This is a genomic window from Arthrobacter sp. CP30 (genome assembly GCF_053470025.1).
In genome coordinates this window covers 1-25,741 of the sequence record NZ_JBQEMM010000018.1, presented here as the reverse complement: position 1 = coordinate 25,741, position 25,741 = coordinate 1, and the positions used below count along the sequence as shown (strand labels likewise).

The following is a 25,741-nucleotide window of genomic DNA, read 5'->3' as shown; positions in this document are numbered from 1 at the left end:
ACCTCCGACGGCGGTCGGGTCGGGTCAGGCGTTCGCCGCCTCCGCCACCTTCGCGGGCGTGGCGTCAGTGCCCGTGAAGCCGTCCGGCTCCGGCTCGGGTGCCGGAGCGGTGGCGGCGACATCGTGCTCGGTGGGAGCCGTGTGGGAGCTGGGCTCGAACCGTACGATGATCTGCTTGGAGATGGGGGTGTTGCTGCCCTGCGCCACGCGGTCGAGCGGCACGAGGACATTCGCCTCCGGGTAGTACGCGGCGGCGCAGCCGCGCGCGGTCGGGTAGGAGACCACGCGGAAGGCCCGCACCACGCGGTCTATGCCGTCGTCGTACACGCCGTGGATGTCGACGTTCTGGCCGTCCTTCAGGCCCAGTTCCCGGATGTCCTCCGGGTTGATGAACACCACGTGGCGGCCCTTGTGGATGCCCCGGTAGCGGTCGTTGTGGCTGTAGATGGTGGTGTTCCACTGGTCGTGGGCACGCAGCGACTGGAGGATCAGCGTCCCCTCCGGGCGTTCGAGGTACTCGAGGTCGTTGACGGTGAGCACCGCCTTGCCGGTCGGCGTGTTGAACGTGCGCGAGTCGCGCGGACCGTTCGGCAGGATGAAGCCGCCCTCCTGGCGGATCTTCCGGTTGTAGTCCTCGCAGCCTTCCACCACGTGGGCGATGTGGTCGCGGATGAGGTCGTAGTCCTTCTCGAAGCCCGCCCAGTCGGCATCGATCTTCCCGTCGATGGTGGCGCGCGCGAGCCGGCTGACGATCGCCGGTTCGGAGAGGAGGTTGTCCGAGACCGGTTCGACGCTGCCCCACGAGGGGTGGACGGCGCAGACCGTGTCCTCCACCGAGACGAACTGCTCACCGGTCTCCTGGCGGTCGATCTCCGTGCGGCCCTTGCAGGGGAGGATGAGCGCCTCCTTGCCGGTGATGAGGTGGGAGCGGTTGAGCTTGATGGAGATCTGGACCGTCATGTCGGTGTTCTCGAACGCCTTCTCAGCGACCTGGGTGTCCGAGATCGCCGAGACGAGGTTGCCGCCGAGGGCCACGAAGGCCTTGATCTCGCCGTCGCGCATGCGCTTGATGGTCTCGACGGCGTCGGCGCCGTGCTCGCGCGGTGGCTCGAACCCGAACTCCTTCCCGAGGGCATCCATGAACGTGGGCGGCATCTGCTCCCAGATGCCCATGGTGCGATCACCCTGCACGTTGCTGTGCCCGCGGATGGGGGAGGCGCCGGCCCCGGGCTTGCCCATGTTGCCGCGCAGCAGCAGGAGGTTGATCATCTCCTTGATGGTCGCCACGCCCTTCTTCTGCTGCGTGATGCCCATGGCCCAGGTGATGATGACCTTCTCCGCGGCGATGTAGCGCGCGGCGAGCTCGTCGATCTCCTCCGAGCGGAGTCCCGTGGCTTCGAGGACCGTGGTCTCGTCGAGCTTCAGGAGGTAGTCGCGGAGCTCGTCCAGCCCCTCGCAGTGCTCCTCGAGGAACGCGTGGTCGAGGACGGTGCCCGGGTTCTTCGCCTCTGACTCGAAGACGCGCTTGGATACGGCCTGCAGGAGCGCCATGTCTCCACCGAGCCGTACCTGCAGGAACTGGTCGGCGATCTCCGTCCCCTTGCCGGCTACCCCCCGGACCTTCTGCGGGTTCTTGTAGCGCTTGAGTGCCGCTTCCGGGAGCGGGTTGACGGCGACGATCTGTCCACCGTTGCGCTTGCAGTTCTCGAGCTCGGTGAGCATGCGCGGGTGGTTGGTGCCGGGGTTCTGGCCCATGACGATGATGAGGTCGGCGTTCTCGTAGTCATCGAACGTGACCGTGGCCTTGCCGATGCCGATGGTCTGCCCCATGGCCCAGCCGGAGGACTCGTGGCACATGTTGGAGCAGTCGGGGAGGTTGTTGGTGCCGAAACCCCGGACGAACAACTGGTAGAGGAACGCGGCCTCGTTGGAGGTGCGGCCACTGGTGTAGAAGGCGGCCTCGTCGGGGGAGTCGAGGCTCTTGAGCTTGCTGCCGACGATCTCGAAGGCCTCGTCCCAGCTCACCGGCCGGTAGTGGTCCTCCCCGGCAGGCTTGTACACGGGTTCGACGAGGCGTCCCTGCATGCCGAGCCAGAACTCCGACCGTTCCCGCAACTCGCTGATCGAGTGCTCGGCCCAGAACTCGGAGGAGATGATGACGGGTGCGGCCTCCCACGTGACGGCCTTGGCGCCGTTCTCGCAGAACTCGAACGTCTTGCGCTTGTCCGGGTCCGGCCAGGCGCAGCTCGGGCAGTCGAAGCCGTCCTTGTGGTTCATCTTCAGGACGGTCCTCAGGGTCCGCTCCACCCCCATGTGCTCGATGGCCGGCTTCATGGAGTGGTACACACCGGGGATTCCCGCGGCCCATTCTTTCGGCCGTTTCCCGACCCGGAGGTCCTTCTCGTCGAATTCCTCGACCACGGGTTCCTTGCGCGTCACGGCGACCGTCCTTCTCCGCGGCCCCGGCGGGGGCCTTCCTCGGCAGGGGGTGGCCTGCCTCGCTTGTCGGGCTTGTACGTCAGGCCTAACAGTGTTGCGGTGCAGGCCGCAAGCCTCGGGGTGCCCCCTGTCCATGGCTTGACGTGCTCTCCGCCGTCCGTGACACCATTTGTTTAGTTGACCTAACGAAACGGGAGGAGTACCGTTACTTAGAGCAACGAACTATAAGAGGGTCTGGAGTCCGCGATGTCGGTAGCGCAGCACACCGCTGCAGAGCTGGTGCACAACATCTTCGACCTGCAGCGAGCCCTCCGGGGTGTCACCACGGCAGGCATGAAGTACTCGGAGCTGGGGCCGGCGCACACCGGTGTCCTGTTCTTCATCGGGGAGGGTGGTCCGCTGAGGGCGTCTGCGCTCGCAGCACGCCTCGGCATCGGGCCGTCCGCCCTCAGCAGGCAACTCGCGGACCTGGAGCAGTTCGGCTTCGTGGTCCGCAGCCCGGATCCGCTGGACGGCCGGGCCTGCCTGCTCTCGCTGTCCGAGGACGGCCAAACCTACCTCGCCGACACGTACGAGCGACGGGCCGAGACCCTGCGGGAGATCCTCGCCGACTGGACCGAGAGCGAGGCGGAAGCGGCGTCGACCTCGGTCCAGCACCTCACCGAGGCGTTCCGGACCGCGACCGCGCAGCACGGCGGGGGAGCGCACGCAACGACCGCCGATCCCCGCCGCTTCCCCCGCACCACCACCGAATCGAGCACGGGCAACGACGGCCGTCACCACCTGGACCCCGCGTCCGAGAGCACGAAGGAAGATCACTGATGGCCATCCACTCCGCCACGGCGCCAACGGCAGAGGCCGTACCGCAACCGGCGCCGCACCAGCACAAGGCCGCCGAGCCCATGAGCCACAAGCAGATCCTGCAGGCCCTCACCGGCCTGCTGGCGGGCCTGTTCACCGCGATCCTCAGCAGCACGATCGTCGCGAACGCCCTGCCCACGATCATGAGCGACCTCAACGGCTCGCAGACGGATTTCGCCTGGGTGATCACGGCTGCGCTGCTCGCCAACGCGGCCACCACGCCCATCTGGGGCAAGTTCGCCGACCTGTTCGACAAGAAGATGCTCGTGCAGGTGAGCATCGTGATCTTCGTGCTCGGCTCGGTGCTCGCGGGCTTCGCACAGACCATCCCGCTGCTCCTCACCGCCCGCGTCATCCAGGGCGTGGCGATGGGCGGGCTCACAGCACTGGCACAGGCCATCATCGGCACCATCATCGCCCCGCGTGAGCGCGGCCGGTACTCCGGCTACATGGGTGGCGTGATGGCTGTCGCGACGGCGGGCGGACCGCTCCTCGGCGGATTCATCGTCGACTCGCCGCTGGGCTGGCGCTGGACGTTCTTCGTCTGCGTCCCCCTGGCGATCATCGCCCTCGTGCTGCTGCAGCTGACCCTCAAGCTCCCCGACACGCGCCGCAAGGCGCGGATCGACTGGCTCGGATCCATCCTCCTGACCGCCGGCGTGAGCCTGCTCCTCATCTGGGTGTCGTTCGCGGGCAAGGAGGGCTACTACGCGTGGTTCTCCCGTGAGACCGCCCTCATGGTGGGCGGCAGCGTGATCCTCCTCGCGCTCCTCATGGTGGTCGAGACCAAGGTGGCCGAGCCGATCATCCCGCTGAAGATCATCTCCGAGCGCACCACGGCCCTGGCCATCGTCGCCTCGATCGCCGTCGGGATCGCGCTGTTCGCCAGCTCGAGCTATCTCGGCCAGTACTACCAGGTGGCCCGCGGGGCCACCCCCACCGAGGCGGGCCTGCTGACCCTCCCCATGATCGCGGGCAACCTGATCGGCTCCATCGGCGCCGGGCAGCTCGTCACCAAGTACGGCAAGTGGAAGCGCTACCTCGTGGCGGGTTCCCTGTTCCTCATCGCCGGTCTCGGTTTCGCCGGCACCATCGACCACCTGACGGAACTCTGGCTCGTCGGCATCTACACCTTCGTCTTCGGCCTGGGCCTCGGCCTCATGCTCCAGAACCTCGTCCTCGCCGTCCAGAACACCGTGGCGGTCAAGGACATTGGCTCGGCCAGCGCCTCCGTCGCCTTCTTCCGCTCCATGGGTGGAGCGGCGGGAGTCGCCGTCCTCGGTGCCGTCCTCGGCACGCAGGTCACCACGAAGACCACGGAGGGACTCGCCGCGGCGGGCGTCCCCAGCACGGGCGGCGCGGCGGGCGGCTCGCTGGACCTCGTCGACCTGCCCGCGCCGATCGCCGAGATCGTCCGGGCGGCCTATGGGGACAGCACGGCGTTGATCTTCACGATCACGGCGGTCATCGCGGTCCTCGGCCTCATCTGCGTCCTGTTCATCCGGGAGACGCCGCTGCGCCGCACCGTCGACTTCGCGCAGGCCGCCCCCGCAGGTCCCGCGGCGTCGATGTCCCCTGCGGCCACGGGCACCACGCCCGCCGTCGCCGGCGGCTCGGCGGACACCGCGACGACGCATGCGGACACCGCGGCAGTGGGTCGTCCCGCGTCGCCGGTCATCGCCGGACACGGCACGGGGACGTCGTCCGACGGCGGCGCCACCACGGCCGACGACGAAGATGTCGTGGCACTGCAGCCGTCGCACGGCCGGCACAGCGCCGGGCCGGTCGCGATCCTGAAGTCCGACGTCGACCGCGTGGCGCGCGAGCTGTCCGAACTCGAAGCGGGATCATCGGCACGAGCTCACGCAGAGCGCTAGCCCACAGTGTGAAGGGAGAGGCCATCGGGGAGACCCGGTGGCCTCTCGCCGTCCCGGCCGATGCGTTTGCCGGACGGGTCCTCGGGGGAGTTCCGCGTGTCCCGCTCCGAGGACGGGTATCGCGTCTCGGGTCCGCCGGGTGTGGCCTTCCGGGCGCGACGGGCGGGTGCCCCGGAGGTCGCGTCCGACGGCGGCAGCGCGGAGCTGGGGTAGGAGTCCCCCCGTCGGGGCCACGCCCGGCCCCGGGCCGGCGGTGCGCGGGTGGCCAGTAGCATCGAGGGGTGAAACCCTTCCTGCTCCTGGCCACCCGCGCCGAGGACTTCGCCGCCGACGCCGAGTACCGCAGCTTTCTCCGGTTCGGCGGACTCGCGGAGGGCGAGCTCCGGCGCATTCGTCTCGAGTCCGGGCCGATGCCCGAGCTGGACCTCGCGGACTACTCCGGCATCTTCCTCGGTGGCAGCCCGTTCAACTCCTCCGATCCGGAGGAGTCGAAGAGCGCCGTCCAGGTGCGCGTCGAAGACGAACTGGGGGCACTGCTGGACCGTGTGGTCCCCGAGGACTTCCCGTTCCTCGGAGCCTGCTACGGCGTCGGCACCCTCGGCCGGCACCAGGGAGCCGTCGTCGACACCACCTATGCGGAGCCGATCGGCTCCGTCGAGATCACCCTGACGGACGGCGGCGCGGCGGATCCGCTGCTGGCCGGGCTGCCGCCGTCGTTCGCCGCCTACGTGGGACACAAGGAGGCGTGCGCGGCGCTGCCGTCCTCCGCCGTGCTGCTGGCCTCCTCGCCCACCTGTCCCGTGCAGATGTTCCGTGTGGGACAGAACGTGTACGCGACGCAGTTCCACCCGGAACTCGACGTTGAGGCGCTCGTCGGACGGATCAGCACGTACCGCCACGCGGGCTACTTCCCGCCGGAGCAGGCGGACGAGTACATGGAGCGTGCCCGCGCGACCGTCGTGGACCAGCCCGAGGCGATCCTGCGCGCGTTCGTCACCCGCTACGCGCGCAGGTGAGGCGGCTCCGACTCACGGTCGACGGCCGCGGACCTGCAGCTGCACCGGCCGTGGTGGCCGCCCCGATGCCCACACATACGTGGTGGTAGCGACGACGACGCCGCCCGCGATGTACATCCACCACGGGAAGCCGGGGATGTCGGGAGCGTCACCTGCGGCGTCGATGTCGGCCTGCGGGGTCGGCGAAATGCGTTCACCGGTGACGAGGATACGGTGGCTGTTGATGCCCAGCGGGGTGCAGGTGACGAGGGTCATGAGGTCCTCACCGGGTTGGATCAGGAGACTCTCCGTGTCCCGGGGGTCGACGACGAGGGTTTCCACGACGCGGTAGGCGAGTGTCTCGCCGAAGACCTCGATGGTGAACGTGTCGTCCACCTGGACGTCGTCGAGGTTCGTGAAGAGCTCCGAGGTCGCGAGGCCCCGGTGCCCGGTGATGACGGAGTGGGTCGAAGGGCCGCCGACAGGAAGCGCCGTGCCCTCGAGGTGGCCGATCCCGCGCTCGAGGACGTCGTCGCCCGTCCCGTGGTAGATCGGCAGGTCCACGGCGATCGAGGGGATCCTGATCCGCGCCATGAGGCCCTCGGAATCGCCCCTGAGCATCGAGCGGTAGTCCTCCTCGTTGCCGGAACGGGGATCCTGCGCCAGCGGGAGACGCTCGTTCGCGGCCACGTCGGCCCCGCTGCCGCCCAGGCTCTGGTTGTACCTGCGCGCATCGGCGAGCCTCTCCCTGAGGGTCTCGGCGCCGAGGTCGTTGATGCCCTGGGTCAGTTTGTCGATCTCGTGCGACTGCTCGACGGAGCTGAACCAGCCGGCCGCGGTGGGGTAGAGGAGAAGCGCCGCTCCGGCGATGACAGCCAGGGCAACCAGCAGGGGGAGCAGGCGCAGTCGCCACCCACGGCGACGTTCCCGTGCACGGTGCGCTCGCATGGGCTCCGTGGCGTCGACGATCGCCTCGCTGTTGTCCCCCTCGACGTCAGAAGGCGGGGCGCCCTGCTGACGCCCCGCCTTCGACTTCACGCTGCTACGTTACGCCGTGGCCGGCACAACGGACGCGCGGCGCCGCGCCGCGACGATCGCGGTTCCCAGGGCGAGCGTGAGCAGGCCGGTCCCACCGACCGTGAACCAGAGGGCACCGTCACCACCCGTGAGGGGCAGTGCGAAGGCCGGAACCTGGTCGTGCTCGAATTCGACGTAGTTCTGGACAGGGGCGGTGGTCGAACTCGGGCCGGCGACGACCTGCGTCTGGACCTGGTTCGGAGCGGGAATCTGGAACCCGCCCGGCGGCGTGATCTCACGGACGTAGTAGTTGCCCGGCGTGATGATCGGGATCGCGACGAATCCGTTCGCGCCGGTCGTCCAGTTCTGGATGCCGTCGATGAACACGGCATTCTGGCCCAGGTTGGCGTCGTTCTGGTTGAGGAACACCTGGTACACGGCACCTGCGAGGGGTGTCCGCACCCCGTTCTCGCTCTGGAACGAGAACACGGTGAGCTGGCCGATCGGGGTGCTTCCGGTGACCGTCTCGGTGCTCCCGTTCACGACGCTCGTGGCCGTGTTGGTGATGATGCCGCGGGCGGGGATCGTCACTGCGCGGCTCAGCACGGTGAGCGTCACGTCGCCGTTCGGCAGCGACCTGAGTCGGGTGAGGCCGGCGGGGGTGAACGAGGCGGTGAGATTGCGCGTGGCCTGGTCGTAGGTGAGCGTGTACTCGGTTCCGGCGGCGAAGTTCTGGACGACGCCGGCTGCGTTGGTCACCTGCACGCTGGTCGGGGCGATACCTGTCGGACCTGACTCCAGGTATTCGAGTTCCACCGGGAGGCTGTCGGTGAGCGTGAAGACGTCGAGGGTGTCACCTGCGGCCAGGGTCGGGATGCCCGAGTTGATCGCCCAGCGGATGAGGTCAGGGTTCCTCGCCTCCACCGAGTTGGCAGGTGCCGGGACGCGGGTCTTCGTCAGATCGGTCACGGAGTTCTTGGGATAGGCGTGCACGTCGTAGATCCACTGGTTCGACGGCGCGCCACCCGGCCCCGTCGGGAACGGCAGCGTGACGAGGAACGGTGCAGCCGGGTTGGTGGCGCCTGTCGGCAGCACGGTCTCGGTCACGAGGTAGAGCCCGACCGGCAGGGTGTTGAAGACCGCCACACCGTTGGTGCCGGTGGTCGCGGTGAAGGTGTCGGGGAGGGTCACACGCGAGGCTGCCGTTGCCGGAGTGAGCGAGGAGACCTGCGTCCAGCCCTCCGGTGTCGTGAGATCGACACCCTGGACCAGTGCAGCGGTGAAGGTGGCGCCGGCAAGCGGCGTGCCGGGGACGGAGACCTCCTGGCCGGTGCCGATGTTCTGGCCGTTGTCCGCGCCGAGCGCGAACTTGTGGATGGTCAGGGTTCGGGGCGTATCGGGATTGATGTTGCCCGCCTGGGTGACGGCGGTCGCCGGGGAGACGGCGACGAACGCTGCCGCCGTGCTCAGCGCCAGCACGCCGAGCGCGGCCGAGAGCCGCCGGAGGATGGGAATGGACACGAGATATCTCCTATGAGTGAGGTGATGCGAGGGTGAGACCAAGAACTGAAGGTCAGGATCAAGAGCAGGAACAGCGGACAGGAAAGTGAGTGTGCGCATCAGCGGAAGGCGCCCCGCATCCGTCGACGGCTGTTCCACGCCATGAGGGCGAGGGCCGCGACGAGCAGCGCTCCTCCTCCGATGTAGAACGCGTCGGCGCTGGTACCGCCCGTGAGCGGCAGCGTGGTCGGCGCCACCGGGGCGTTGACGAAGCGGTAGACCGCCGTCTGGCCCGCTGGTGGAGCGGAAATGGTTCGTGCGGCCACCGGGACCCAGGTCGAGCCGGACAGGCGCTCGAGACGAAGTTCCTGGTAGGCGAGCTTGCGGGTGGGGTCGGTGGCGGCTTCCGACAGCGTGTAGCCGTGGCCCGGCCGCACGTCGAAGGTGCTCGCGGGGTTCCCGGATGCGACGTACTCGGCGCCGGGCCGGGTCTCCGTCGTGAGGGTGGCACCCGTCAGGGCGGCTGGGGTCGCCGTGACCTTCCAGTCCGCGGCCTGGAACCCCGGCCGCGGGTCGATCACCTGTTTGAGGATCGTGAGGGCCGCCGTCGCGTTCGTGACGGTGCAGGTGATCGCGGCACCGGCTGCCGGGGTGACGTCTCCCGACGCCGTGACGGTGACGTTGGCACCCGCTGGGGTGCGGCACCGCCAGGTGCCGGTCTGCACGTAGGTGGGCGGACCACCTGCTTCGGCCAGTCGGTAGGCCGTGCCCGGGGTCACCGGGACGTTCGACGCCGCACCCGATCCGGAGCGCCCGGACGGTCCGGGCAGGGCGCCGGCGGGGCCCGTGGCGCTGAGGGTCCAGTCGGTCGGCAGCGCGGAGCCGAACGTCACCTCCTTCACGAGCGTCAGGAACGCCGTGGGCCGGTTCACCAGGGCGCAGTCGATCGCCGCACCGGGAGCTATGCCCGTGAGGCTGGCGCTGACGGTCTGCCCCGCGGCAGCGTCGGCCGGCGCGAACGTGGTCGGGACGGCGCTACCGTTCACCGTGCAGGAGCCGCTGACGAAGGCGAAGCCCTCCTGCTGGACCTCCGACACCACGAGGGTTGCCCGTGACGCCGTCGACGCGTACAGCACCTGCCAGGTGGCCTGCCCTGCGGCGTCGGTCTGCTGTCTGGGGCCCTCGCTCGGCAGGGCCGTCGCGCTACCCGTGGTCGCCGTCGCGGTCGTCCCCACGGTCCAGTCGACCCCGGGGCGGGTGAGGCCCGAGGCCTCCCGGATGGTCTTCGTGATCCGTACACTCGTCTCGGCGACGGGGCCGGGAGAGTTGACGAAGGTGCAGACCACGTTGACGCCCAGACCACTGGGCATCGTGACGGTACCCGTGGTGGCGTTGCCGGCAGTCAGTCGCACCCCGCCCGCGAAGCAGTCGTAGGAGGCCCTGTAGCCGGAGAGCGCCGAGCCGGAGCCGGCGGCCATGGTCTCGGAGATGGTGATCGTGCTGCCGGCCGCCGCAGGGAAGGGACCGAGCTGCTCGGCCTGGCGCCCGGTCGCGGCTCCGGACGTCGTCGCGGACGCGATCGTCGACAGCGGCGATCCGGTGGCCGCGGTCAGTGTGAACTGATCGCTCGAGGCCTGACGTGCCACCACGTTCTTCTGGACCGTGAGGGTCGAGGGCGTCGTGCAGCCGGCGAGGTCGGTGGAGTTGACCAGGACGCGCGGTGTACCCGGGACACGCTCACCCGTGGTGGCGTCGAACTCGTAGGCACTCCCCGCGTTGCCGATGTAGAGGGTACCGCGCGGCGAGAATGCGACGCCATTGGCGGCGGCGAAGGTCGCGTCCGTGCCGGTCAGCGGTTTCGGCGTCGATTGGCTGACCGCCAGCGCGCCGCCGTTCGCCGCGGCGAGCGTCGCCCTGGAGATCGTGTAGACCGTCGCAGACGTCGTGGTGGTGCTCGCAGGCGCTCCGACCACGTAGAGGTTGCCGACGGCATCGAAAGCCATGTCGCCGTTCGCCGATGCACTGGCAGCAGCGAAGGAGCCGACGTACGCGAAGCGGGTGGCGGTCGGGTTGCTCTCGGTGAAGCTCCAGATGTGGAACCGGCTGTTGTTGAACTTCCCGAAGAGATAGCGGCCACTCGAGAGGTCGACGGCACCGGCGACGATCGCGCCGTCAACCACTGTGCCGCCCGTGGCCACGGTGGTGTACGACGTGGTGGGGAGCTTCACGAATCCGCCGCCCGGGGTCCATTTGAGGACCGAGAGGACGTCGGTGGAGTCTGCCGACCTGTCGAGCGCGTACGCGAGAGAGCCGCCCGCGCCGACACCGAGTGCGTTCGCCGATGTGACGCTCGCCCAGGTTCCGATGGACGCGGGAGCACCTCCTGCGGCGATGTCCGCCTGCTCCAGCGTGCCGGTGGCCGTGATCGAGTAGAAACGGTTGGTGTCGCAGAAGAGGCGCTGGGTCTGCACCGTGTTCGTGAAGGTGCAGGTGACCTCCGCCCCGGCCTCGGCAGGGATGGTGATCGTGCCCGCGGCTCCTGCCCCGGAGGCGATCACGGTGCCGGCGCGGGTGCACTCGTAGGCGTTGGAATAGCCGAGACCCGCGTTGTTCGCCGAAGCCTCGGAGATCGTATAGGTGGCGCCCGGGCGCACGGTGGCGCGCGTGATCTGCGCCGACTGCACCCCGGTGGCCGTTCCGGTGGTGGTGGCCGACGCCAGGGTGCTCGTCCCCTCCCGGAGTGACAGGACGAACTGATCGGCCGGCGTCGTCCGCGTCGGGAGGTTCTTGCGGACCGTGATGGTCGTCAGGGGATCGACCACGAGGTCGATGGGCGCCGAGGGGACGAGTCCACTGGCGCTCACTGTCCCGCTGGAGAACGTCCCCGGCTGCGCTGCGACGACGGCGACCTGGATCGTGCACGAGCTGCTGCCGGCGGCGAGGTCCCCGCCGACGGACGTGATGCTTCCCGACCCTGCCGCGGCGGTGACCGCGAATACCGTTCCCCCGATGTCCCTGCACGTGCCTCCGATGGCCGGGGCCGTTGCCACCCTGAGCCCTGCCGGGAGTGTAGCGGCGAAACCCCAGTCGGTCTTCGCGTAGAGATCGGCGGTGTTGGTGATCGTGTAGGTCAGGATGGTCGGCGTCGTCGCCGTTGCCGGCGTTGGGTCGTAGGCGACATCCAGCGCAGGCGTGACATCGAGCACCCTGACGTCGTCGACACCGAAACCGCCGCCCGTACCAGCCTGGGAGTTGACGAGCTGCACCCTCGCGGAGGAGATCTGCGCAGGCGTCAGGAGCGCGGTGTTCGTGCCGGTGAAGGTCGCCGCTCGAACGGAACCGGTCAGCACGGGATCGGTGGCGCCGGCAACCGGGGCGAGAGCCGGTGATGTGTAGAAGACATTGCCTGTGCCGGCGCAGGGGACGACCGGGGCAGCGAACCCGGTCAGGAGAGTGACAGGTGTCGCGGCTCCGGTGACCAGGTTCAAGGCGAGCGAGGCATTGCTCGTGCCGCACCGCGTGCCCGCAGCATCCATCGCGAGTGAGTAGTAGCGGGCGTTCGGAGCGCCGAGACCGATCCCTGCAGTCGACTGGAGGGCCGTTGTGCCGCCCGCGACCGTGGTGTACGGCAGCGACACGAGCGCGTGGTTGCTCCGTGTGGTGGCGGTGGAACCGTTCGCCGCCGCGGTGGCGGAGCCGCCGGGTACGCCGGCCTGGACCTGTCCGAGGACGTCCGCGATGCGTCTGGCTTCCCGGGCTGCTGACGACCCTCCGGTGGTCTGGGACGGGCAGAACGCGGTGTTCGGGTAGGGCGCTACGTAGTTGAGGAGGATCCCCGTGCAGTTCGTCCCGATCGCCCACCCGCTCGAGGTCGTGTACCGATTCGCGGCATAAGCGGTGATCCCGCTAGGAGCGTTCGTCAGTCCCTGCTCGAAGGTGTCGATCCACGCCGGGCGGGGGGACTCGGGTACTCCGGCGGCCAGGAGTCCGACGTCGGCGGACCTCCCGAAGGACTCCATGCGGGCCACGCCCGACGGCGCCTTGCTGTCCCCCGGCGCAGGCTCGTCGATTTCGGCGGTTTCGGCGCTGTCGTCCGGAGCCATGCCGGGGTCGGCGCCAGGTGCGGGTTCCGGCACAGGTTCCGGTGAGGGGGCGGGCGCTGGAGCGACGGACTCGTCCGGCTCCGGCTCCGGCTCTGCGGACGGTGGCCCGGACGTCGGCCCGGACGTCGGCGTGGCCGCCGGGCTCTCGACACCGGAGGAGCCCTCGGGAATCGGCGGGGCGGGCGCCATCACGCCCGCCTCCTCGACGGGTTCGGGTGGCGACGTGGCTTCCCCGGACAGGGGGGCGGACACCGCGTCTGCCGGGCCGGGTGGCTGGGCTGCAGCGGGTCCCCAGCCGCCCGAGACGATGACGAGTGCGACCACGGCTGCGACGATGCCGAGGGGACGACGGGGTCCCGAGCGGGCAGCGTCGGGCTTCGGTCGCTTCGGCTTGTCCACGGGGACGGTGCGCCTTCCGGTAACGGGGTCGGGGGTCGGTGACAGGGGTCGGCGCGAGAACCATCGGGGGCGCGCTGGAAGGACAGGCGAGACCGAAGGACGCCGAGACCGGGACCGAGAATGAGACACAGATGAAACCCCCACGCGCACGCTAGGGGTCATCCGACAGCCCGGGCAAGGCATCGACTCCGTCTTTCCGGCATCCTGCGGATCTCCTGAGCATCGGGAGCCGGGGAGCCGGGGAGCCGGGGACGGGAGCCGGAGCCGGTCGGATGCCGCTGGTCGGCCGGAGGCCGTCCGATGCGAAGTGACGGCGCCATGGTGTTCAATGGCGGCTACGGAAACAGACCGGCTGGCTCCGCCGTTCATCCCCGGAGCATCGAGGCCGGTCCGGCCCGGCGTCGACGCCGGGCCCGCACCCTGGAAGGTGGTGGCGTGACATACGGACCGATGACAGGAGAGCGCCGGCCGTCGCGGGTGGGCCCTACGGCCCCGGCCTCGGCGCTCCTGGTGGCGGCGCTGGTGCTCGCCGGCTGCTCGTCCCCGCCGAGCGGCACCGATGAACCGACATCGGGCGCTACGACCGCCACGCCATCGTCCTCCGGGTCCGCCCGTGCCTCGGCCGGTCCGGCGCCGAGCCCGTCGGCGACAGTGTCCGCCGGACCAACCGCTGATGCACCGGCGACGATCGCCTGCGACGGCTGCCTCGACGTCGTCGTCAGCGGTGATCTCCTGGTGCACCCGCAGCTGTGGGACCAGGCGGCCGTCGATGCGGCCGTCACGGGGAAGGGCGCGCTGGACTTCGAGCCACTCCTCGCCGGCCAACGGCCCTACCTGGCGACGGCGGACCTCGCCATCTGCCATCTCGAGACGCCGGTCGCCGGTCCCGACGGCCCCTTCAGCGGCTATCCGCAGTTCAACGTCCCGCCCCAGATCCTGACGGCAGCGGCCGACGTCGGCTACGACGCCTGCACCTCCGCGAGCAACCACTCGATCGACGCGGGAACCGAGGGGCTGCTGCGGACCCTGGCGGCGCTCGACGCTGCCGGGCTGGAGCACACCGGGTCCTATGCCACGGAGGAGGACGCGGCGAAGGTGCTCATCCTCGACCAGCCCGCGGCGCGTGTCGCCGTCATCGAGGCGACCTACGGCCTCAACGGGCTCATGCAGGACCAGCCGTGGCGCGTCGACCTGCTCGACGCCGACGTCATGATCGCCAAGGCGAGGGCAGCGCGAGCAGCCGGGGCGGATGTGGTGCTCGGCGCCGTCCACGCGGGCGACGAGTACGTGCCGACGCCGAACGCGCAGCAGGTCGGGATCGCCCATGCACTGGCCGACAGTGGAGAGTTCGATCTCCTCTACGGACACCATGCACACACCGTCCAGCCGATCGAGAAGTACAACGGCACGTGGATCGTGTACGGCCTGGGCAACGGCGTCACCGAACTCTCACCCGTGTACGACGTCAACAACGAGGGGATCACCGTCCGGGCGAGTTTCAGCAGGGACGACGCCGGTGCCTGGGCCGTCACGGACCTCGTCTGGCTACCGTCGCTGATCGAGCGTGACCCCTACCGGTGGTGCGCGCTGGCGCCGGACCGTCCGCCGGGGGAATGCTCGTCGCCCGAGCGGGAGGCTGCCTCACGGGAACGGACGCGATCGGTCGTCGAGTCGCTCGGCGCCCGGGAGGACGGAGCGCGGCCATGGGACCTGTCCGAGGAAGCGGGCTCCCGATAGGCGTCCCGACGGCGGTGCCACCGCCCGTTGCGGTGATCCTGAGCGGACACTGCGGGTCACGGGGGCTTGCCCTTCCTAGACTGATTCCATGGGGACAGGGACACGGTGATGCCGGGCGATGACGACCGCCCTCGTTCTTCCATGGACGAACCAGGCGCCCGGCGCGCGGCCGAGACCGCGGAGTTCCTCCGCCGGGAACTGACCCACGCCCAGGTCGAGCTGTATCGGTTCGAGCGGTCACGGTTGCAGCCCGTCGGAGGAGCTCACCTGGCCTGGCCCGGAGCAACCGGTCGGGCCACACCGTCCGGTAGCGCCACACCGTCCGGTAGCACCCCATCGTCCGGTTCGCATCCCGACGGCATCGGCCCTTCCGTCGCGGCTGCGGCCTCCGCCGTCGTTCCCGCCGCGCCCGGACGTCGGAGCGTGCGCACCCTCCATGTCGTCGGACGTCGGCGCGGCACCGGACTCGCTGTGTGGCTGATGATCCTCTACCTCCTGCTGACCGTGCTGTCCCTTGCACCGGCGGACGAGAACGGCGCCCGGCCCGCCCACGGGCCGAGCGTCGTCGGACACGCAGAAAGTCCGTCCGCGGACCTTCCTGCGCACTGACGGATCTTCCCTGCCCGGTGTCGGTGACGGGCGGTACTGTCGGGAGGACAGGCCGCGCAGGGTGAAACGGAAGAGGTAGCTGTCATCGGTTCCAGGACGAATGCCGCGCCCGCGGGCCGCACGGTCCCCGTGGTGCCCACCGCCGGGGAGAAGCGCCACCACCAGGTCCTCATCATCGGCGGCGGCAACGCGGGTGTGTCCCTCGCCGGGCGCCTCCTGCGGTACCACGTGAAGGACGTCGCCGTCGTCGAGCCGCGCAGCCGCCACCTCTACCAGCCCCTGTTCTCCCATATCGCCGGCGGGACGGCTGATGCGTTCGAGGCCGTGCGGTTGCAGTCGGCGGTCATGCCCCAGGGCGTGGTCTGGATCCAGGACAAGGCCACGGACGTCAGCACCGGCACCAGCACGGTGCTGCTCGAGTCCGGTTCCGCCGTCACCTACGACCACCTAATCGTGTGCCCCGGCATCCAGAACGATTGGACCTCCATCCCCGGACTCAAGGAGGCGATGGAGGGACCGTACGGCGGATCGAACTACGAGTACGAGCTGGCCCCGAAGGCCTGGAAGCTGTTCAAGGACCTGAAGCGCGGAACCGTCGTGTTCACGCAGCCGCCGGGTCCGGCATCCTGCGACGGCGCCGCCCAGAAGCCGATGTACCTCGCCTGCGACCACTGGCGCCGGCAGGGCGTTCTCGGGGACATCCGCGTGGTCCTCGCCGTCGCCACGCCCACGATCTTCGGCATGGACATCATCGACGAGGAGCTGAATCGCAAGATCGACGAATACGGCATCGAGGTCCGGTACAGCACCGAACTCGCGTCCGTCGACCCGTCGGGCCGCACCGTCGGGCTCACGAACACCGCGACCGGAGCATCCGAGACCATCGCCTACGACGTGCTGCACGCCGTTCCCCCGCAGTCCGCTCCGGAATGGTTGAAGACCACCGACCTCCCGGCCCCCGGCAATCCCGGCGGTTTCGTCGAGGTGGATCCCCTCATCCTCCGTCACCCCCGTTTCCCGGCCATCTGGTCCCTCGGTGATGCCGCGTCCACCCTGAACTCGAAGTCCGGAGCCGCCCTGCGCATGCAGACGAAGGTTCTCGCGAAGAACCTGAAAGCCGTCCTAAAGGGCAAGAAGCCCACCGCGCAGTACAACCAGTACTCGGCCTGCCCGTTCGTCGTCAGTAAGAACACCGTGGTGTTCTCCGAGTTCGACGACAAGTACGCGCCCATGCCGACCGTGCCGGGCTGGGACAACCTGGCGCGTGAACGGCGCCTCACCTTCATCGCCGAGCGGGTCCTGCTGCCGAAGGTGTACTGGAACCTCATCCTGCGCGGACGCGCCTAGGAACCACCGACGCCCGGCCTTCCTCCAGTACAGGGCCAGGGCGGCAGCAGGGCCGTAGGCTTCAGCCATGACCAGGGGGAAGCAGTCAGGCAGGGCCGTGCGGTGATCGAGGTGATCGGACTCGTCGCCAGGATCGTGTTCGAGCTGGTGATCGAGTCCTTCCCGTATTGGGGGTCCTCCGACCGCAGGACCTACCGGAGGTACCGGCGCGAGCTGCCGGCGGGGGAGAAGCTCCTCACCCGGAGGGAATGGCGTGCCGCCGAGCGTCCGGTGGGACCGCGCGGGCGGGTGACGGACCCCGAGGGCCGAACCGATGACCGGGCGCACGGGCAGGAGTAGGCCGGTGGCCACCGGCCAGGACTACCGTCCGGCCGGAAGCCCGGGGCGAGGCTCCTGCCTCGCCGATCCTCAGCTGCCCGTCGGGAACAGGGCGGCCTCGGCGGTCCGGGTCACCGCGCGGATGAGCTCGGTCTGCTCGGACGTGCTGCCCTCCTCGGGTGCCTCCGTGTAGACCACGAGGGCGACGGTGGATCCGCGGTAGGTGAGGAGTGCCGCGTCGTGGAGCTCGCCCGCGACCTGCCCGTACTTGTGCTGCACCAGGACGTCGGGGCGGGACCCGGCCGGGATGAGATCCTCCTCGTTGGTGTCCTGCATGGAGCCGAGCAGCTCCGTGGTGTGTTCCTCGTCGAGGAGTTCACCCGCGGAGAGCCGACGCAGCACCAGAGCCATGTCCGCGGCGGTCAGTAGATTCTCCTCCGGGTCGTACTCGACACCGAGCGACGAGGCGTACGCCGTGAGCTCGGAGTGACCGACGGCGTCCATGAGCAGGAGCCACGCGTCATTGCTGCTGGTGTTGACCATGGCCTGGAGCTGGAAGGCGGCATCGTAGTCGCCGAGGGGTTCGTCCAGGCGCGCTTCCCCTGTCTCCACCCGGTGGTAGTAGGCGGCCGCGGTGATGATCTTCGCCGTACTGGCGGCGAAGAACGGATCGCGGTCCCCGAATGTCCGCGTGGCCCCGCCCGACACATCGGCAAGGGCTACTCCGACGCGATATTCGCCCGCTTCGTCGAGGATCGCCGCCATGTCCTGGTCCAGCGACGGCGGTGCGGCAGCCACCGGTGCGGTGGGGACGGCGACCGGCTCCGACACGCCCGATCCGTCGTCGCCCGACGACCGGATGAGGGGCACGAGGACCGCCACGGTGGCGAGCGTGAGGGCGGTGGCTCCCCACAGGGTGCGTCTCCGCCGGACCCGGGTCGAGGGTCCCCGGCGTGCGATGGCGTGACCTCCGGGACGGCCCTGCATCATCCTGTCCCTCCTTCCGGCGGCGCTGGGTCGTGTGACCACGGGCTGAGCGCACCTCGATCGCTCCCGGCCGATCGTCTCCGCCTGCTGCAAGCCTACTGACCGGTACGGTCCGGGCCGGGTACATCGGAGTGCGCCCCCGTGCAGGGCTTCATTGCCCGTTCATCCTGCGTTGAGGGCCGTGTCCGACGGGGGCGCTTGGATCGGACCGGGAGGTGCTGACCGCTCCCTGCTCGTTCCCGACCGAAGGACGTCTCCATGTCTTCCCGTTCCATCCGCACCATCACCGCAACTGTCTCCGCTGCCGTCGGCCTGTCGATCCTCTCCCCCGCCGCCCAGGCGGCGCCCGGCGCAGATCAGCGGGAGGGGCGGGCCGCCCACCATCACGCGGCGGCTCCGATCCTCGTCGGCCACCGCGGCGCGGGCGGCACGGCTCCCGAGAACACCGTCGCCGCCTTCAAGGAGGGCCGGTCCTCGGATGCGGACTTCATCGAGATCGACGTCCAGCTCAGCGCCGACGGCGTGCCCTTCCTCTTCCACGACGACACCCCGGCCCGCACGACCGACGTGGAGGACGTGTTTCCCGGCCGTGCGTCGGACCCCATCACCTCGTTCACCTGGGCCGAACTCCAGCAGCTCGATGCCGGCTCCTTCTTCGACGAGCGCTTCGTCGGCGAGCGCATCCCGCACCTCGACGACGCAGCCCAGATCGCCACCCGCACCACGGGCGTGTACATCGAGATCAAGAACCCCTCGAGGTCCCCGGGCATCGAGCAGCTGGTCGCGGATGAGCTGCTGACCGATCCGTCCTGGCGGAAGCTCGTCGCCGCGAACAAGGTGCAGGTGATCGGCTTCGACGTGGCCTCCAATCGCCGGTTCGCCGAGCTCGCCCCGCAGATCCCGCTGCAGCAGCTCACCGGTGCGGTGCCCGGTGACGCGGATCTGGCGGCTCTGGCAGGATTCGTCGACTCGATCGGCGCCAACTACCGGGTACTCACTGCCGCCGACGTCGATCGTGTGCATGCGGCGGGCCTCGCCATGAGCGCCTACACCGTCAACTCGCCGGAGGCCGTGCAGGCAGTGGTCGATCTCGGTGTGGACGCAATCACCACCGACTTCCCCGTCCAGAACGGGCGTTACCTGCGCGGTCTCCCGGTCTTCCCGGGCGCGGGCCTCGAGATCAGCGGCGCCGTGAACAACCCGCCGGGGGACGACGTCCAGCCGGAGACCGGTGAATACGTCTCACTGCGGAACACTTCCGGAACGGCCGTCGACGTCAGCGGGTTCTTCCTCCGGGACGCGGCCGGCACCATCCTCCGCGTGGGCGACGGGTACGTGCTCCAGCCCGGGGCCGAACTCCGCGTGTACACCGGGCCGGGGACCAACACGGCTGCCGCCTACTACAGCGGGCTGCCTGCCTCGGTGCTCAACAACAGCGGGGATGCCCTCGGTTTCTGGAGCGCGGACCTGCGCCTGCTGGACGTCTTCGCCAACTGACCCGGCCCGGTACCCGCGGAGCGGGCGACGGCGGTGTGCACTCCCAGCGCCGTCGTGTGTCCTGCCCCGCGTGCACCGGACGCAGGTCGGGCGCCGGCCCGCGCCGGACCCTTGTCGGGGTCGGGGCCGCCCCGTAGCATCCGGTCATGGAGATCATCGAGTACCACCCGCGGCGGGACCAGCTCGTCTACACCTTCGGCGGCAGCGCCCCCGTGCTGAGGGTGCAACCGGGTACCGCCCTGCGGCTCTGGTCCGAGGACGCGTTCAACAACGCCCTCACCTCGATCGACGACGTCAGCGGGGAGAAGGTGGACCTCGACTTCGTCAACCCGCAGACGGGGCCGTTCTACGTCGAGGGCGCGGAACCGGGGGACACCCTGGCCCTCCACATCGCAGATCTGACGCCGGCCCGGTCCTACGGCGCCTCGGCCACCATCCCGTTCTTCGGCGGCCTGACCAGCACGGACCGCACCGCCACGCTCCAGGAACCGCTGCCGGACATCACGTGGATCTACCACGTGGACACCGAGCGGCGGACGGTGGGCTTCCAGTCGCGACGCGGGGATTTCGAGGTCGCCCTCCCGCTCGAGCCGATGCTGGGGACGGTCGGGGTGGCACCTCCCGGAGGCGAGGTGCGGTCCAGCCTGGTGCCGGAACGGTTCGGCGGGAACATGGACGCACCGGACGTGAAGGCGGGCACCACGGTGTACCTCGGTGTGAACGTCGAGGGTGCCCTGTTCTCGATCGGCGACGGCCACTACCGGCAGGGCGAGGGCGAGGCGTGCGGCACGGCCGTCGAGGGAGCCATGCATTCGACCATCATCGTGGACCTCGTCAAGGGCGGTGCGCCGGCGTGGCCGCGCATCGAGACCGACTACCACTGGGGCGCCGTCGGCTCCTCGCGTCCCATGGAGGACTCGTGGCGGATCGGGCAGGTGGAGATGGTGCGCTGGTTCGGTGATCTCTTCGGCCTGCACCAGCTCGATGCCTACCAGCTGCTGACGCAGACGGCCCTCGCGCCGATCGCCAACGCCGTCGACGCGAACTACAGCGTGGTGGTCAAGGCGCCCAAGGCACTGTTCCCCTCCGCCGACGCCTACGGGGGCCTGCACGCACACCTCCGGCGCCAGGCCGCAGACCTGCGCTGACGTCCCGCGCCCGGACACCCGTCCGGCGCCAGTCCGACCGAAGGAGCACCATGGACCTGCAGCTGACCGGCACCACCGCCCTCGTGACCGGAGGCACGAAAGGCATCGGCAGGGCCATCGTCCGGTGCTTCGCCGCGGAGGGGGCGAACGTCGCGTTCTGCGCACGGGACGCCGCCGAGGTCGCGGCGACCGAGCAGGCGTTCGCGTCGTCGTCGGGCCGCGTCAGCGGCTCCGTGCTCGACGTCGGCGACGGGGTGGCGGTGGCCGGCTGGGTGGACGCCGTGGCGGCTGACTTCGGGGGGATCGATGCGGTGGTGAGCAACGTCAGTGCGCTCGCGATCGAGGACACGGAGGAGAACTGGGAGGCGAGCCTCCGGGTCGACCTGCTCGGGACGGTGCGCCTGGTCAAGGCGGCCCTCCCTCACCTGGCGAGGAGTTCGACGCCGTCGATCACTGCGATCTCGAGTGTGTCCGGCCGTGAGGTGGACTTCGCCTCCGGACCCTACGGCACCGTGAAGTCGGCGCTGATCGCGTACATGGCGGGCCTCGCCTTCCAGCTCGCCGGGCAGGGCATCCGGGCGAATACCGTCTCGCCCGGCAACACCTACCACGAGGGCGGTGTGTGGGAGAGCATCGAGGGCGGTAACCCGGAGCTCTTCGCCACCGCGATGGGGCTCAATCCCACGGGCCGGATGGGCACGCCGGAGGAGGTGGCGGACGCCGTCGTCTTCCTCGCCAGTCCCCGGTCCAGCCGCACCACGGGCGCCAATCTCCTGATCGACGGTGGACTCACCCGCGGTATCCAGTTCTGACGGGCGCGCCCTGCACACCCGACCGGATGCAGGGGGACGCCGGCAGCCCGGACCGGATTCAGCGGGCCGGGCTGTGGCGCCGCCGGTGACGTGCGCCGGTCACGTGACCGGCGCACTGTCCCCTCGGTCAGGGCCTACGTGGCGAGGAACGGGAGGAGGATCCCGTTGATCTCCGCACCGTGGGTCCAGAGCATGCCGTGGGGCGCACCCTCGATCTCGACGTACTCGGCGGCGGGCAGGCGCTTGGTGAACTCGCGTCCCGTCGCGTCGTATCCAGTCCGTCGGCATGGACGACCTGCGGACGGCCGCCGGGGTCTCGCTCAAGAAGCTCTACCAGGAGTTCCCCTCGAAGAGCAGCATCGTCATGGCCGTCCTCGAGCGGTGGCACGCGTCATGGACCGAAGGGCTGGATGCGCGGGTACGGCAGGCCGACGCACCGAGGGACCGGCTGCTGGCGATGTTCGACTACCTGGCCGAGTGGTTCGGGCAGGACTCGTTCCGCGGCTGCGGCTTCATCAACAGCTTCGCGGAGCTGGGTGCCGTGAGCCCGGACGTCGCCGAGTACGCCCGCAGGCACAAGGAATCCTTCCAGGTCTACGTCGGCCATCTGGCAGCGGACGCAGGAGCGCCGTCGGATCTCGCCCCGCAACTGTCGATCCTCGCCGAGGGTGCACAGACGACGGCGGCGATCGCCCGCACCTCGGACGCCGCCGGCCACGCACGGAGGGCTGCCGAGGTGCTCGTCGACGCTGCGCTCGCGCACCCGTCACGTCCTACCGGCTGATCAGCCGACCAGGTCGCGGTACTCGGGGTGGTCGTCGATGAACGCGGCGACGAACTCGCACTCGGGCACCACCGTCAGGTGCCGGTTCCGTGCGTCGTCGAGCGCGTGGCGGATCAGGGTGCTGCCGACGCCACGGCCCTCCAGGTCCTCGTCCACGACGGTGTGCGTGAAGACGATGGTGTCACCGGAGAGCTCGTAGGCGGCGATGCCCGCCGGATCACCGTCGAGTGCTGCCTCGTAACGGCTCTTCGCCTCGTTGTCGGTGACGTCCAGGCCGGGGTGCTCGCTGCTCATGCAGCCACTCTGGCACCCGCGCCGACAGGCTTTCAACGGCACGACGGCGGGCGTGCGCGGATCCGCTCCTGCTTCCGGGAGCTAGGCCGGAGCGTGCGACGAGCTCGATTCGAGGAGCCAGGCGACGGCGTCGGTCTCCGACGTGAAGTACCGGGTCGTCGTGGGGGAGCGGTGGGAGAAGCCCGACATCACCTCGTCGACGACGTCCTGGCCGACCAGCGCCACCCTGGAGAACCCGCGGTAGCTGCTCATGCCGATCCGGGCCTCGGGAGTGATGCCGGTGATGCCGTGCATGTGGACGAGCAGCGGCAGGGCCGTCGGTCCGTGGAACTCGGCGAGGGCCGCGGCCGCAGCGACCGCGTACGGGTGGGTGATCTCGACCCCGCGTCGCCAGCGCAGTCTCAGCATCCCGCGGTCGAAGTTCGCGGTGAATGGGTCCATCGGAGTCCTTTGATCGGCGGCTGGGGTCATTGATCCGCCAGCGTAGCAAGACGCACCCCCGGATCGCTCCGTCCGTTCACAGGTGACCACTCCGCCCTGACGGAGCCGTGCAGGTTGTACCCTCCTGTGCATGACACTGAGCATTCTGGTGACCGGCGCCAGTCGGGGTATCGGCGCAGCCATCGCCCTGGACCTGTCCGCGCGGGGGCACCGCATCGCCGTGCACGCGGGGCGGGACAGGGCGGCGGCGGAGGCCGTCCGCGACCGACTCCCCGGGTCGGGTCACACCGTCGTGGTCGGTGATGTCGGTGATCCTGACGCATGCCGGCGCATCGTCGACAGCGCCGTCGACGACCTCGGCGGGATCGACGTGCTGGTCAACAACGCGGGCATCTTCGAGGCGCATCCCGTCGACGGCACGTCCTTCGAGGAATGGCAGCAGGCCTGGCGCCGCACGCTCGACGTGAACCTGCTCGGTCCGGCGAACCTCGCCTGGCTCGTGGCGCGCCACCTCCTCGGACGCCCCACAGGTCCGGAGGGCGGACGACTCATCAGCGTCGGGTCACGGGGCGCGTACCGCGGCGAACCCGCCACGCCCGCCTACGGTGCGAGCAAGGCGGGGCTGCACGCACTGACGCAGTCGCTCGCCGTCGCCCTCGCGCCGCACGGGATCCTCGCAGCCGCCGTCGCGCCCGGGTTCGTCGAGACCGACATGGGCCGGACCGTCCTCGACGGGCCGGGCGGGGACGTAGTGCGCGCGCAGAGCCCGTTCAACCGCGTGGCGACGCCGGAGGACATCGCCCGGACGGTGGGCTGGCTCGCCACCGACGCGCCGCTCTGGGTCAGCGGGACCGTGGTGGACGCCAACGGGGCGTCCTACCTGAGGTGAGGCGTGCCCGGCGGACCGTCCACCACAGGGCCTCGTGACGTTCTGTGACGACGGCCGATGGACGCTCGCAGGGCCTCGCCCTTAGGCTCGGGAGCAGAATCAAGAGTTCCAACGCAAAACCCTGGTTTGTTGGACGGCAACCCTCTCGCTGTAGCGGGGTGCCCCAGGTGAGGATTCGGCCCGTCATGCACCGTGCGGGCAAGTATGGCGCTTCCTTCCGGCAGTGCCCCAGACATGAGGATCCTTCATGACCTCTGCACCGCGCCGTATCCGTTTCAACGCCTTCGACATGAACTGCGTGGGCCACCAGTCGCCCGGTTTGTGGCGTCATCCCGAGGACCAGTCCTGGCGCTACAAGGACCTGCGCTACTGGGCGGACCTCGCGCAGACACTGGAGAAGGGCCTGTTCGACGGCATCTTCATCGCGGACGTCCTCGGCACCTACGACGTCTTCGGCGGCTCCAACGAGGCGACCCTGCGCCAAGGGACGCAGACGCCGGTCAACGACCCTTTCCTGCTCGTCTCCGCGATGGCCCTCGTCACGGAACACCTCGGCTTCGGCGTCACGGCCGGCACTGCCTACGAGCACCCGTACCCCTTCGCGCGGCGCCTCTCCACCCTCGACCACCTGACCGACGGCCGCGTGGGCTGGAACGTCGTCACCGGCTACCTGCCCTCCGCGGCCCGCAACATGGGCCACGAGGACCAGCTGGAGCACGACCAGCGCTACGACCACGCCGACGAATACCTCGAGGTGCTCTACAAGCTCCTCGAAGGCTCCTGGGAGGACGACGCCGTGGTCCGGGATCGTAGGACCGGCGTCTTCACCGATCCGGCGAAGGTCCACGAGATCCAGCACGACGGCACGTTCTTCACCGTTCCCGGCATCCACCTCAGCGAACCGTCGCCCCAGCGCACCCCCGTCATCTACCAGGCGGGGGCCTCCCCGCGGGGTATCGCCTTCGCGGCAGGCAACGCGGAAGCGGTCTTCGTCGGCTCGCCCACGAAGGCCCTCCTGAAGGACTCCGTCCGCAGGATCCGCGACGCCGTCGAGGCCGAGGGGCGCGACCGCTACTCCGTACGCATCTACACGATGCTGACCGTCATCACGGACGAGACCGAGGAGAAGGCGCACGCCAAGCACGCCGACTACCAGCAGTACGTCAGCTACGAGGGCGCGCTCGTCCTGCTCTCCGGCTGGCTGGGCATCGACCTCAGCGTCTACGACCCCGACGAGCCGATCGGCACTGTGCAGTCCAACGCCATCCAGTCCGCGGTGGCGAACTTCCAGAAAGTGAACGACGACGGCCTCCCCTGGACCGTCCGCGACATCGCCGCGTGGGCCGGTATCGGCGGGCTGGGGCCGAGGGTCGTCGGGTCCGGCGCGCAGGTGGCCGACGAGCTGCAGTCCTGGGTCGAGGAGACGGACGTGGACGGGTTCAACCTCGCCTACGCCATCACGCCGGGCTCCTTCGAGGACGTCATCACCCACGTGGTGCCCGAGCTGCAGAAGCGCGGCGCGTATCCGACGGCCTACGCGGAGGGGACGCTCCGCCAGAAGCTGTTCGGCAAGGGTGACCGGCTTCCCGCCGAGCACCGCGGTGCAGGCTACCGGCTCCAGCCCGCCCGCCCCTGACGCACCCGTCCGGCGGCACCTCCGCGTAGGCCGTCGGATACGCGCCGCGCT

20 protein-coding genes, 1 pseudogene and 1 riboswitch are annotated in these 25,741 nt (G+C 69.7%); of the genes and pseudogenes, 13 read left to right on the top strand and 8 right to left on the bottom strand.

Annotated features, from left to right (window positions below; translation table 11 throughout):
- Positions 1-24: 24 nt before the first annotated feature.
- Positions 25-2,439 carry an FdhF/YdeP family oxidoreductase gene (locus ACTIMO_RS16750; RefSeq protein WP_448183144.1) on the bottom strand — a complete coding sequence of 805 codons (2,415 nt, stop codon included), beginning with the start codon at positions 2,437-2,439 and terminating at the stop codon, positions 25-27.
- A gap of 246 nt (positions 2,440-2,685) precedes the next feature.
- Between ACTIMO_RS16750 and ACTIMO_RS16745 the strand changes: the two genes are divergently transcribed.
- The 3 genes from ACTIMO_RS16745 to ACTIMO_RS16735 all read left to right on the top strand — a co-directional run bounded on the left by ACTIMO_RS16745 (position 2,686) and on the right by ACTIMO_RS16735 (position 6,193).
- Positions 2,686-3,261: a MarR family winged helix-turn-helix transcriptional regulator gene (locus tag ACTIMO_RS16745; protein WP_422391307.1), complete on the top strand. Its 576-nt coding sequence runs from the start codon at positions 2,686-2,688 to the stop codon at positions 3,259-3,261.
- Positions 3,261-5,177 (top strand): MFS transporter, encoded by a 1,917-nt coding sequence (locus tag ACTIMO_RS16740; protein ID WP_448183143.1) that lies wholly within the window; start codon positions 3,261-3,263, stop codon positions 5,175-5,177. Before ACTIMO_RS16745 ends, ACTIMO_RS16740 begins: the two co-directional genes overlap by 1 nt.
- A 281-nt stretch (positions 5,178-5,458) precedes the next feature.
- Complete coding sequence (locus ACTIMO_RS16735; protein WP_448183142.1) at positions 5,459-6,193, top strand: glutamine amidotransferase; 735 nt, start codon at positions 5,459-5,461, stop codon at positions 6,191-6,193.
- 12 nt (positions 6,194-6,205) lie between these two features.
- On the opposite strand, the gene ACTIMO_RS16730 is transcribed toward ACTIMO_RS16735, so the two are convergent.
- The 3 genes from ACTIMO_RS16730 to ACTIMO_RS16720 all read right to left on the bottom strand — a co-directional run bounded on the left by ACTIMO_RS16730 (position 6,206) and on the right by ACTIMO_RS16720 (position 13,191).
- Entirely contained in the window at positions 6,206-7,210 is a 1,005-nt protein-coding gene (locus tag ACTIMO_RS16730) for a class C sortase (RefSeq protein WP_235498728.1), read from the bottom strand.
- A gap of 9 nt (positions 7,211-7,219) precedes the next feature.
- A complete protein-coding gene (locus ACTIMO_RS16725; RefSeq protein ID WP_448183141.1) occupies positions 7,220-8,710 on the bottom strand; it encodes a SpaH/EbpB family LPXTG-anchored major pilin in 1,491 nt (496 codons plus the stop codon).
- A 98-nt stretch (positions 8,711-8,808) separates the two neighbouring features.
- The gene (locus ACTIMO_RS16720) at positions 8,809-13,191 is read right to left on the bottom strand and encodes a DUF7933 domain-containing protein (RefSeq protein ID WP_448183140.1); all 4,383 of its coding nucleotides are present in this window, start codon (positions 13,189-13,191) and stop codon (positions 8,809-8,811) included.
- 435 nt (positions 13,192-13,626) lie between these two features.
- Between ACTIMO_RS16720 and ACTIMO_RS16715 the strand changes: the two genes are divergently transcribed.
- The 4 genes from ACTIMO_RS16715 to ACTIMO_RS16700 all read left to right on the top strand — a co-directional run bounded on the left by ACTIMO_RS16715 (position 13,627) and on the right by ACTIMO_RS16700 (position 17,223).
- A complete protein-coding gene (locus tag ACTIMO_RS16715; protein ID WP_448183139.1) occupies positions 13,627-14,928 on the top strand; it encodes a CapA family protein in 1,302 nt (433 codons plus the stop codon).
- A 141-nt stretch (positions 14,929-15,069) separates the two neighbouring features.
- Complete coding sequence (locus ACTIMO_RS16710) at positions 15,070-15,537, top strand: hypothetical protein (RefSeq protein WP_448183138.1); 468 nt, start codon at positions 15,070-15,072, stop codon at positions 15,535-15,537.
- Between the two features lie 129 nt (positions 15,538-15,666).
- Entirely contained in the window at positions 15,667-16,884 is a 1,218-nt protein-coding gene (locus ACTIMO_RS16705; RefSeq protein ID WP_448183137.1) for an NAD(P)/FAD-dependent oxidoreductase, read from the top strand.
- 102 nt (positions 16,885-16,986) lie between these two features.
- Complete coding sequence (locus tag ACTIMO_RS16700; RefSeq protein WP_448183136.1) at positions 16,987-17,223, top strand: hypothetical protein; 237 nt, start codon at positions 16,987-16,989, stop codon at positions 17,221-17,223.
- 69 nt (positions 17,224-17,292) lie between these two features.
- Here the strand turns inward: ACTIMO_RS16700 and ACTIMO_RS16695 are convergent, their stop codons facing one another.
- Complete coding sequence (locus ACTIMO_RS16695; RefSeq protein WP_448183135.1) at positions 17,293-18,192, bottom strand: serine hydrolase; 900 nt, start codon at positions 18,190-18,192, stop codon at positions 17,293-17,295.
- A gap of 255 nt (positions 18,193-18,447) precedes the next feature.
- On the opposite strand from ACTIMO_RS16695, the gene ACTIMO_RS16690 reads away from it, so the two are divergent.
- From ACTIMO_RS16690 to ACTIMO_RS16680, 3 genes are all read left to right on the top strand, one after another.
- A complete protein-coding gene (locus ACTIMO_RS16690) occupies positions 18,448-19,686 on the top strand; it encodes a glycerophosphodiester phosphodiesterase family protein (protein WP_448183134.1) in 1,239 nt (412 codons plus the stop codon).
- Positions 19,687-19,832: 146 nt separating this feature from the next.
- Entirely contained in the window at positions 19,833-20,834 is a 1,002-nt protein-coding gene (locus ACTIMO_RS16685) for an acetamidase/formamidase family protein (protein WP_448183133.1), read from the top strand.
- 50 nt (positions 20,835-20,884) lie between these two features.
- A complete protein-coding gene (locus tag ACTIMO_RS16680; protein WP_055769699.1) occupies positions 20,885-21,646 on the top strand; it encodes an SDR family NAD(P)-dependent oxidoreductase in 762 nt (253 codons plus the stop codon).
- A 134-nt stretch (positions 21,647-21,780) separates the two neighbouring features.
- Here the strand turns inward: ACTIMO_RS16680 and ACTIMO_RS16675 are convergent.
- A pseudogene (locus ACTIMO_RS16675) lies at positions 21,781-21,915 on the bottom strand (alpha/beta fold hydrolase); the annotation flags it as partial.
- 2 nt (positions 21,916-21,917) lie between these two features.
- Between ACTIMO_RS16675 and ACTIMO_RS16670 the strand changes: the two are divergent.
- Positions 21,918-22,430 carry a TetR/AcrR family transcriptional regulator gene (locus ACTIMO_RS16670; protein ID WP_448183151.1) on the top strand — a complete coding sequence of 171 codons (513 nt, stop codon included), beginning with the start codon at positions 21,918-21,920 and terminating at the stop codon, positions 22,428-22,430.
- Here ACTIMO_RS16670 and ACTIMO_RS16665 read toward each other — a convergent pair whose 3' ends face one another.
- Positions 22,431-22,724: a GNAT family N-acetyltransferase gene (locus tag ACTIMO_RS16665; protein WP_448183132.1), complete on the bottom strand. Its 294-nt coding sequence runs from the start codon at positions 22,722-22,724 to the stop codon at positions 22,431-22,433. It lies immediately after the preceding gene.
- Positions 22,725-22,805: 81 nt separating this feature from the next.
- Entirely contained in the window at positions 22,806-23,165 is a 360-nt protein-coding gene (locus tag ACTIMO_RS16660; RefSeq protein WP_448183131.1) for an STAS/SEC14 domain-containing protein, read from the bottom strand.
- A 130-nt stretch (positions 23,166-23,295) separates the two neighbouring features.
- Here ACTIMO_RS16660 and ACTIMO_RS16655 point away from each other — a divergent pair, with 130 nt between their 5' ends.
- Both ACTIMO_RS16655 and ACTIMO_RS16650 read left to right on the top strand, forming a co-directional pair.
- On the top strand, positions 23,296-24,054 hold the full coding sequence (locus tag ACTIMO_RS16655) for an SDR family NAD(P)-dependent oxidoreductase (protein WP_448183130.1): 759 nt from the start codon (positions 23,296-23,298) through the stop codon (positions 24,052-24,054).
- A 97-nt stretch (positions 24,055-24,151) separates the two neighbouring features.
- Positions 24,152-24,265: riboswitch (SAM riboswitch) on the top strand.
- Between the two features lie 36 nt (positions 24,266-24,301).
- Positions 24,302-25,690 carry an LLM class flavin-dependent oxidoreductase gene (locus tag ACTIMO_RS16650; protein ID WP_448183129.1) on the top strand — a complete coding sequence of 463 codons (1,389 nt, stop codon included), beginning with the start codon at positions 24,302-24,304 and terminating at the stop codon, positions 25,688-25,690.
- The last annotated feature ends 51 nt before the right edge of the window (positions 25,691-25,741 follow it).